The 9,566-nt window shown below is 65.6% G+C and carries 8 protein-coding genes; 1 reads left to right on the forward strand and 7 read right to left on the reverse strand.

Annotation, left to right across the window (positions count from 1 at the left end; genetic code table 11):
- Positions 1–229 precede the first annotated feature (229 nt).
- The 5 genes from EN964_RS14155 to EN964_RS14175 form a co-directional block, all read right to left on the reverse strand.
- Entirely contained in the window at positions 230–1,279 is a 1,050-nt protein-coding gene (locus EN964_RS14155; RefSeq protein ID WP_127269008.1) for an ABC transporter permease, read from the reverse strand.
- The gene (locus tag EN964_RS14160) at positions 1,276–2,073 is read right to left on the reverse strand and encodes an ATP-binding cassette domain-containing protein (protein WP_013530993.1); all 798 of its coding nucleotides are present in this window, start codon (positions 2,071–2,073) and stop codon (positions 1,276–1,278) included. The genes EN964_RS14155 and EN964_RS14160 overlap by 4 nt, the downstream gene beginning before the upstream one ends.
- 88 nt (positions 2,074–2,161) lie before the next feature.
- Positions 2,162–3,175, reverse strand: a complete 1,014-nt coding sequence (locus EN964_RS14165; RefSeq protein ID WP_127269007.1) for a substrate-binding domain-containing protein — start codon at positions 3,173–3,175, stop codon at positions 2,162–2,164.
- 102 nt (positions 3,176–3,277) lie between these two features.
- Positions 3,278–4,186 (reverse strand): sugar phosphate isomerase/epimerase, encoded by a 909-nt coding sequence (locus EN964_RS14170; protein WP_127269006.1) that lies wholly within the window; start codon positions 4,184–4,186, stop codon positions 3,278–3,280.
- The gene (locus tag EN964_RS14175; protein ID WP_127272532.1) at positions 4,183–5,214 is read right to left on the reverse strand and encodes a Gfo/Idh/MocA family protein; all 1,032 of its coding nucleotides are present in this window, start codon (positions 5,212–5,214) and stop codon (positions 4,183–4,185) included. The genes EN964_RS14170 and EN964_RS14175 overlap by 4 nt, the downstream gene beginning before the upstream one ends.
- A gap of 197 nt (positions 5,215–5,411) precedes the next feature.
- On the opposite strand from EN964_RS14175, the gene EN964_RS14180 reads away from it, so the two are divergent.
- Entirely contained in the window at positions 5,412–6,437 is a 1,026-nt protein-coding gene (locus EN964_RS14180) for a LacI family DNA-binding transcriptional regulator (RefSeq protein ID WP_127270067.1), read from the forward strand.
- 141 nt (positions 6,438–6,578) lie between these two features.
- On the opposite strand, the gene EN964_RS14185 is transcribed toward EN964_RS14180, so the two are convergent.
- Positions 6,579–8,132 (reverse strand): trimethylamine methyltransferase family protein, encoded by a 1,554-nt coding sequence (locus tag EN964_RS14185; RefSeq protein ID WP_127276463.1) that lies wholly within the window; start codon positions 8,130–8,132, stop codon positions 6,579–6,581.
- A 12-nt stretch (positions 8,133–8,144) separates the two neighbouring features.
- Positions 8,145–9,566: glycine cleavage T C-terminal barrel domain-containing protein (locus tag EN964_RS14190; protein ID WP_164775819.1), on the reverse strand; the 1,422-nt coding region annotated here is incomplete at its 5' end.

A 9,566-nucleotide genomic window follows, 5' to 3' on the forward strand; every position in this document is an offset into this window, starting at 1 on the left:
ACGGGCGGAGCAGGAGCGAAGCGACGTCGCGGAGACCCGAGGATCCATGCCGTGACCTTGGCCGTGGAGTGCAGCGGAGCAGAATTCTGCACCGTAGTGACGCGTTGAAGTTGCGGCATGGATCCTCGGGTCTGCGCTGCGTCGCTACGCTCCTTGCTTCGCCCGTGGATGACGAAAACGATGAGCGCCGGCGCCAATCGTCAAGGCATGCGATCCTCCAACGAAACCCTCACCGATACCGCGCCTGGTTCCACTTATGACCGAGCAGCGACAGGATGATGATTAGGCCGTTGAAGAACTGCACGTAGAAGCCGCTCAATCCTGCCGCCACGACGCCGGTCTGGATGAAGGACACGGTGACAGCGCCGATGGCGCCTCCGACCACGGTGCCGATGCCGCCCCAGGTCGGCGTGCCGCCGACGAACACCGAGGCCAGCACCGGCAGCAGATAGCCATCACCGGCGGTCGGCCACCAGGTGAAGTTGATCATCACCGAGAAGGTGCCGGCGATCGCGGCCCCGATGCCGACGAAGACAAACACTTTCACCCGCACGCGCTTGACGTCGATGCCCATCTGCTGGGCGCTGTCGGGATTGTCACCGACCACCCTCACCTGCGCGCCGAAGCGGTGGCGGTTGTAGAGCATCGCCGACAGCACGACGAAGCCGATGGCCCAGAAGATCTGCACCGGAATGCCCAGGAGCTGGCTGGAGAAGATCGTATAGGCCCAGCTGTCGCTGAGGCTGGTCAGCGCCATCGACTTGCCTTCGTTGATGATCTGGATCAGGCCTCGCAGCAGGAAATTCATGCCGAGCGTCGCGATCAGCGACGACAGCCCGCCATAGACCACCAGCGACCCGACCAGGAAGCCGAGCAGCATGCCGGTGACGAGTGCGGCGGCGATGCCGAGGAACGGATTGTAGCCGGCCTGCACGACCAGCGCGAAGACCCATGAGGCAAAACCCATCGTCGCCGGAAACGACAGGTCGATCTCACCGCAGGTGACGACGAAGACCAGCGGCACCACCACGAACAGCGCAACGGGGAGCGTGGTCAGCACCGAGCGGTAGAGATACCAGGTGGTGAAGACGGTCGGGTTGGCGATCATGAACACCGTCATCATGACGATGAACACGGCGAGCGTGCCGAGCGCGGCACGGTTGTCGAGGATGAAGCCGCGCATCCAGTGATCGGAAGGGTGTTTCCACTCTTTCTGGGCACTGGGGCGGGCAATGCCGGCGGACGGCTCGTGCAGATCTGGCTCCATGGTCTTGCTCATCGTGCTCTCTGCTCCGCGTCGCCGGCATCGTGCAGTCCGGCCAATCCGCCGGGATGCGCGACCTCTTCCATGAAGTTGATGAGATCTTCGGCCGACTTGACCTCGCTGCGGTCGGTCGTCAGTGCGACCTTGCCGCGATCCAGCACGACGAAGCGATCGGCGATGTCGAAGACATGATGGATGTTGTGGCCGATGAACAGGATCGAGCGGCCGCTCGCCCGCACCTGGCGCACGAAATGGAACACCTTGGCGGTTTCGGTCAGCGACAGCGCCGTCGTCGGCTCGTCGAGGACGATCAGCTCGGCCTGCTTGTAGATGGCGCGGGCGATCGCCACGCCCTGGCGTTCGCCGCCCGAAAGCTGGCCGACGATCGACTGCGGCGTGAACACTTTCGAGGTGAAGCCGATCTCGCGCATCAGCCGGCTCGCTTCCTCGATCTCCTTGTTGACCCTGAGAAAGCCCATGAAGCCGGTCAGTTCGCGGCCCATGAAGATGTTGCGAACGATGGTCTGCTGCACGGCCAGCGCCCGGTCCTGGAACACCGTCTCGATGCCGGCCTCGCGCGAACGCGCCGCACTCCACCCGGTCACCGGCTTGCCGCGCACGAGGATTTCGCCGCTGGTCGGCTTGACCACGCCGGAGAGGATCTTGATCAGCGTCGACTTGCCGGCGCCATTGTCGCCGAGCAGGCCGACGACCTCGCCGCGGTCGACGCTGAGATTGACCCCGCCCAGCGCATAGACCTGGCCATAGGACTTGCTGATGTCGCGCAGTTCGATGAGGCGTTCTGCCATCGGATCCTCGCTTGATTGTCTGTTGCCGGCTTCGTCGCCAGCGGTCCCGCCGGCCGGGGCCTGAGATCCCGGCCGGCGGCTTGGGAGGTCAGCGCAGCGCCTGCTTGGCGAGCTCAGCGACGATCTCGTAATTTTCGGGCGTGACGAAACCGGCGCCGGTGTCGACATTCATCGGCGCCAGCCCCAGAACAACCTGCTGGCAGAGGCTGAGGATCGGCAGATAGCCCTGCAGGAACGGCTGCTGGTCGGCGGTCAATTGCACCCAGCCGCCCTTGAAGCCCTCGACGATCTGCGGGCTGGTGTCGAAGCCGAAATTGAATATCTCGCCCGCCTTGCGTCCGGCCGCCTGCATGTAGGTCGATACATTGCCGAGCATCTGCCCGCCGGGATAGCCGACCGCCTTGACGTCGGGATTGTTGAGCAGCGCCGCGGTAATCACCGGAATGGCCAGATTGGGATCGGACGCCCATTCGCCGCTCGGCGGAGAGGACAACTGGATGACCTCGACGCCAGCGTCCTTGAGCGCCGCCACCGTGCCGCGCTCGCGCGCGCCGCGGCTTTCGTTTTCGAACGGACCGATCATGATCGCCTTGTCGCCGGCCTTCAGCTTGCCCAGCTTGAACGCCTCGGCGCCGAGCGCGCGGCCCTGCTGCTCCTGCTGGGCGCCGACATAGCCGCCGCCGAATGCTTCCACCACCTTCGGCACCGGCACGTTCTGGTACATCATCTTGATGCCGTCCTTGTGCGCCTGTTCGGCCAGCGGCATGATCGACGCGTCGCCCGGGTGGCCCATCATGGCGATGCCGTTGGGCTTGACCGCGACGGCCTCACGCAGTTGCTGCACCATCTTTTCGATGTCCCACTGGGAGAAGATGTAGTCGACCTTCGGCCCGAGATCGGCCTCTGCCTGCTTGGCGCCATTGTAGACGATGGTGCCGAAAGCGTCGCCCTCGGCGCCGCCGACGAAGAAGCGGATGTGGACGTCCTTGCACCATTTGGCGTCGAGCGCCCGCGCGGGCAAGGTGGAGATCGCAGCGGCAAGCATCGTGGCGGCGGCCACGACGGTCGAGCGCAGAACTGTCCTTCTCATCGTCATGCTCATGCACTTATCCTCCCTTTTTGTCCTCGCAAGCGAGGAGTTCGACATTCGCTTCGGCAATGTGCGTTGCAGACATCCCGGCCGGCTCCTCCCGCCGGCCGATCCTCACATCGGGTTCGGCAGGTAGGTGGCCCCTCCTCTGCATTGCTTCAGATATTCCAGCGCCCGCACCTGGCCGGTGATCTCGAGATCGCCGCGATAGACCGGGTCGTGCCAGCCCTCGATGTCGATGGCGCCCTTGTAGCCGGCCAGCCGCAACTCGCTGATCACCCGCGTCCAGTCGCTGTCGCCAAAACCCGGCGTGCGCATCTGCACGAAGGGCAGTCGGCCGAACACGCCATGCTCGCGGATCACGTCCCAACGCACCGTCGCGTCCTTGCCGTGGACGTGGAAGATGCGCGGCGCCCATTTGCGGATCTGCGGCATCGGGTCGATCAGATAGACGAGTTGATGGCAGGGCTCCCATTCCAGCCCGAGATTGTCATCGGGCACTTCGTTGAATATCAGCTCCCAGGCGTCCGGATTGTGGGCGATGTTCCAGTCGCCGGCGGCCCAGTTGCCGTCCATGGCGCAGTTCTCGAACGCGATGCGGACGCCCTTGTCGGCGGCGCGTTTGGCCAGCGGTCCCCAGACCTTCTTGAAGCGCGGCAGGCTGTCCGGCAGAGGTTTGCCGCGCAGGCGGCCGGTGAAGCCGCTGACCATCGAGGTGCCGAACAGATGCGCGTTGTCGATCACGGTCTCCCAGGCCTTGAGCACGCCGCGATCGACCTCGCCGTCTTCCAGCGGATTGCCGAACACGCCGAGCGAGGACACGGTGACGTCGGCATCGCCGATCGCCTCGCGGATCTGGCCGGCGAGAAGCGCCAGGTCCTTGCCGCCAAGCGTCTGCCAGAAGAAGGGTTGGATGCTCTCGAAGCCGAGCGGCAGGATCTGTTTGACGTAAGCCGCCGGGTCGTCGAGATTGGCCCGCACCATGGTGCCGATCCGGATGTCGAGAAGCGGGTTCGGCGTCATTGTGCGTCCTCTGCGATTGTCACGCGGCGGCCGGTCTCGGCGCTTTCGATGGCGCCAAAAACCATGGCCAGGCTCTTGATGTTGTCGGCGCCGCGCGTTTCCGGCTCGGTGCCGGTCTGGATGGCGTGCACGAAATCCTGGAGAATGCCGAGATGGCCGCCGACGCGATCGGACGCATCGAGCGGCGGCACCGCGATCGGCTGGGTTTTGTCGAACATTCCGTCGCGGCCCGGCATCACTGCTTCTGCCCTCAGCTCGTCATTGCCGTCCCAGAGCAGGCTGCCGCGCTCGGCGACGATGCGCCATGTACTTTCCCAACTGGTGCGGAAGCCGGCGGCGCACCAGCTCCCGGCATAGGTGAAGACCTTGCCGCGGCCGAGATCGAAGACGGCGCTGGCCGACGATCCCTGCCGGTACCAGGAATTGGCCGGCTCCCATTCCTGGCAATAGACGCCGGCCGGCTCGCCGGCGACCATATAGCGGGCGGCGTCGAATGTGTGGATCGCCATGTCGAGCAACAGCACATGCGCCATCTCCTCGCGAAAGCCGCCGAAATGCGGTGCGACGAAAAAGTCGGCGTGGATGCTGGTAGGCGTGCCAATGGCGCCGGAGTCCAGGAACCTGCGGATGCGCCTGACATTGGCGACATAGCGGCGGTTCTGCACGACCGCATGGATGCGCCCGGCGCGGTGCGCGGCCTCGACGATGGCGCGCGCATTTTCCCGACTGTCGGCGAGCGGCTTTTCCGTCAGCAGATGGCAATTGTGGGCAAAGGCGGAAAAAGCGACTTCGCGCCGTGCAGCTGGAACCACCACGTCGAACACTGCTTGCGGTTTGGTCTGGTCGAGCACGGCGTCGAGATTGCTGCCGATGACGGCATTGGTGAGGTCGTATTCGCGCGCCCTCGCCCGTGCCCTGTCGGCATCGAGATCCACTAGGCCGATAAGGGTGAGCCCGTGGATCTGCCTGATGGCATCGAGCCAGGCCTTGCTCATCGCTCCGCAGCCGACCAGGACGACATCGATCATCCAGCGCTCCTCCTCCGCTCGGTCCCTCCAGACCGATCGTCACGGCATCCACGGCAGGACCGTAAACGTTTTTCCGTAAACGTTTACGAGAACACACCCGAAGGCGTAGAATGTCAATCGGCCCTTGGCGAAATTCGTCTTACCGCCTTGGCCTGAGCGGCTACCGGTGCTAGCCAAGCAAGGGGGAGAACAGTCTCTTGGCGTCCAGCATTCACGACCTTGCCCGTCACTTGAACATATCGATCGGCACGGTGTCGCGGGCGCTGAACGGCCGCGCCGACGTCAATGCCGACACGCGCCAGCGCGTGCTCGAGGCGGCCAGGACGCTGAACTATTCGCCGAACCAGTCCGGCCGCAGCCTGAGGCAAGGCGCCACCCGTTCGATCGCCTTCATGCTGCAGCCGCATCCCGGCGACCAGCAATATGGCGAGCCGTTCTTCATTCCGTTTCTGATCGGGCTGCAGGCCAGGCTTGCCGAAAGCGGGCTCGACCTGACCGTGGTCATGGGCGCGCCGGGCGACTACCAGCAGGAGCGCCTGCGCCGTGTCGTCGAGACGCGCCGCGCCGATGCCGTGCTGCTGGCCTGGACGCGGCGCGAGGACGAGCGCATCGACTATCTCACGCAAGCCGGCTTTCCGTTCGCCACGCTCGGCCGCAGTCGCTCCGGGGCCAAGTCCTATCCTTCCCTCGACCTCGATTTCGAGAAGGCCGGCGCCGACGCCGTCGACCGCCTTGTGGCGCGCGGTCACCGCCGTATCGCCGCTATCCGCCCGTCGCTCGACCTCAATTTCGGCTATCTGTTCCTCGCCGGCTACCGCAAGGCCTTGCGGCGGCACGGCATCGAGGTCGACCCGGAGCTGATCGCGTCCGGCTTCATCAACGAGGCCGGCGGCTACAAGGTGACGCCCCAGGTCATGCGCTCCAAGGCCCCGCCGACCGCCATCATCTTCAACAATGATGCAATGGCGCTGGGCGGCTGCAAGTCGCTGGCCGAGATGGGCATCAGGCCGGGCCAGGACATGGCGGTAACCGTCATCGTCGACACGCCGCTCTGCCGCTATTTTTCCCCGGCGTTGACCGCCTTCCGCCCGGCGCTGGAGCCAATGGGACAACGGCTTGCTGAAATGCTGCTGGCGTCGCTTCCCGCCTTCGCCGGCCCGGAGGGGCCGCGGATCATCCGCGAAGTCTGGCCGCTGGAACTGGTGGCGCGCGACAGCGATTGATGGTGGCAGCAGGGCCGCCGATGTCGTCTCCCCTCAAACAGCACACCGGTGCCGCAGTGCACCGGCCGCAACCTTGAATGCGCGGGAGGCGCTGCAGGTTCCGGATCGCGCCACAACCAGGGCGATCAGCGATAGCCGGCCTTAAGACACTGGCGCCGCTCCGCCCTCTGCCGTGCGCCGTGCGATAAACTCATCCAGCACGCCTGATGTGGCGGCAGCCGTTGCCGGCGGCGCGAAATCGGCAAGCACCCGCCTCCAGACACCGGTGGCGCGCTCGCTCGCTGTCTTCGAGCCGCTTTGCGTCCAGTTGCCGAAATTCGACCAGTCGGCCACCAGCGGTTCGTAGAAGGCGGTGCGGTAGCGCGCCATGGTGTGACCGGCCGAGAAGAAGTGGCCGCCCGGCTGCACCTCGGCGATCGCCTCGAAGCCGATCGTATCGGTGTCGCCGGGCGTCGCGGCACAAAGTTCAGCCACCGTCTGCAGCGCCTCGATGTCGGTGATCAGTTTCTCGAAGGAGACACTGAGGCCGCCCTCCAGCCAGCCGGCGGCATGGATGCACATCGTCGCCCCGGCCAGCACCGAGCCCCACAGCGCGAACTGCGTCTCGTGCGCGGCCTGCGCGTCTGAGATGTTGGCGGCACTGCCGCCGCCCGATCGCCACGGCAGTCCGGTGAAGCGCGCCAGCTGACCGGCGCCCAGCGTCGCCTTGACGTGCTCGGGCGTACCGAAGGCCGGCGCGCCGGATTTCATGTCGACATTGGAGGAGAACGAGCCATAGACGACCGGTGCGCCGGGCTGACGCTGGCGCAGATCGTGCGGCCCGGCGAGCGCCTCGGCATGCTGCAGCGTCAGCGCGCCGGCGACCGTGATCGGCGCCATCGCGCCAGCCAGGCAGAACGGCGTGATGACGGAGATTTGGCCCGCGCGGGCGAAATCGATGATGCCTTGCGCCATCGGGATGTCGAGCTGGCGCGGCGAGTTGGTGTTGATGACGGTGTAGCAATATGCATTTGCCAGAAACTCGTCCTGCGACAGGCCGCGCGCCAGACGAATCATCTCGAACCCGTCCTCGACCTGCGGCGTGCCGCGCGCGAAGACGAACGGGAGCTTGTCCGACAGCGTCAGCTGCGCGCGGTTGACGGCATAGTGGCGAAAGCGGTTGTCGACATCCTGCGGTTCGATGCAGGGCCCCAGCATATGCAGCACGTCGAAATGCTGCACCAGCCGCATGAGATCCTCGAAATCCGCCAGTGTTCCCGGCCGCCGGCCGCGCTCGAGATCGGTGACGTTCGGCGCCCCGCATCCGGCGAGGAAGGTCATCGAGCCGAGCTCCAGCGTCAGATCGCGGGCGCGCGAACCGGCGTGAGCGTGGATCGATCTCGGCGCCGAGGCGAGTGCCGCCGTCACCATGTCGCGGCCGATGCGCACCATGTCGGTGTCCGGATCGACCAGCGCGCCGGCGCTGGCGAAGTGCTCACGCGCCTGCGGCAGCAGCACCTTGATGCCGAGCTCTTCCAGCACCCGCAGCGCCGTTTCGTGAATCGCGGCCACCTGATCATCAGAAAAGATCGGCTGTGGCAGGAACGGGTTCTTCAGCGAATGGTAATTGGGACGGCGGCTGCTTTCGCTGCCGGCCTCGCCCGTGCGTCCACGCCGGCGCTCGCGCCTGCCGTCCCGTGCCGCGTCATCGACCATCGGAAATCCTCCTCATTGCCGCATTGCCTTGCCCAGGGGATCATAGGGCGAGGCCGCGACGACATGCGCCGGCCGTTCCTCCCCCACGACATGCACGGAGAGCGCGGTGCCCTCGCCCGCGAAATCGCGGTCGACCAGCGCCAGCGCCAGGCTCTTGCCGATCGTATAACCGTAACCGCCCGAGGTGACGAAGCCGACACGCCGGCCCTGATGCCAGACCGGCTCGAAGCCGCTGGCATCGGCGTCGAGCGCATCGATTTCCAGCGTCACCAGGCATTGGCCGCTGCCGGCCTCCCGCTGTTTCGACGCTGCTTCGCGGCCGATGAAGTCGCTCTTGCCGAAAGCGATGAAGCGGTCGAGACCGGTCTGGCCCGGCGTATAGCCTTGCGTGAATTCGCGCGACCAGATGCCGAAGCTCTTCTCCAGCCGCAGCGCATTGAGTGCATAGTAGCCGATTTCGGCAAGGCCCAAATCCTCGCCAGCGCCCAGCAGCGTGTCGCGCAGAGTGGCATGCATGGTCACGGGGCAACTGATTTCGAAGCCGAGCTCGCCTGATATAGACAGCCGCGCCACACGTGCCTGCACCATGCCGATGTCGAATGTGCCGCAGGCCATGAACGGCAGCGCTGCGCCGGACACATCCTGATGCGTCGTTCGCTCCAGTATTTTGCGCGCGTTCGGCCCGGTCAGCAGGAAGCCGCTCATCGTGTCGGAGAGGTCGCCGACGGTGACGCCTTCAGCCGCATGGCTCTCGAACCAGCGCATGTGGAATTCCCGGAGATAGTAGGAGCCCATCAGCCAATAGCTGCCGCCGCCCCAGTTGAAGACGGTGAGGTCGCCCTTCAGCCGTCCGTCATGACCGAGCATCGGCGCCAGGCCGGCCCGCCCCGGCTTCGGCAGCCTGCAGGCGAGCAGCCGGTCGAGCCAGGCTTCCGCACCTGGCCCCGCCACCGCATAGCGCGAATAGGCCGAGATATCGACGAGACCGGCGGCGCGCCGCACCTGCAGCGCCTCGTCGCCGACGATGTCGAAGGCGTTGGAGCGCCGCAGCGTCGTGTTCTCGGCAAATTCCATCGGCGCGAAATAGGCCGGGATTTCCAGTCCCCAGGAAGCCGTCCATTCGCATCCCGCCGCGCTCATGCCGTCATAGGCACCCGGACGTTTCAGCGGCCGGCCGGCGGGCAGTCGTTCATTGGGAAAGGTCATCACGAAGCGGCGCGAATAGAACTGGCGCGTCGTCTGCCTGAGATATTCCCGGTTGGCGGCGAAGGCGCCGTAGCGAGCGATGTCCATGCCGAAGATGTCGGCCTGCGGTTCGCCGAAAATCATCCACTCGGCCAGCGACTTGCCGACGCCGCCGCCCTGGCTGAAGCCGGCCATGACGCCGCAGGCAACCCAGTAGTTCCTCAGCCCGCGCACCGGCCCGACACTGTC

This window comes from Mesorhizobium sp. M7A.F.Ca.CA.001.10.2.1 (assembly GCF_003998575.1).
In the GTDB taxonomy this organism is placed as follows: Bacteria; Pseudomonadota; Alphaproteobacteria; order Rhizobiales; family Rhizobiaceae; genus Mesorhizobium.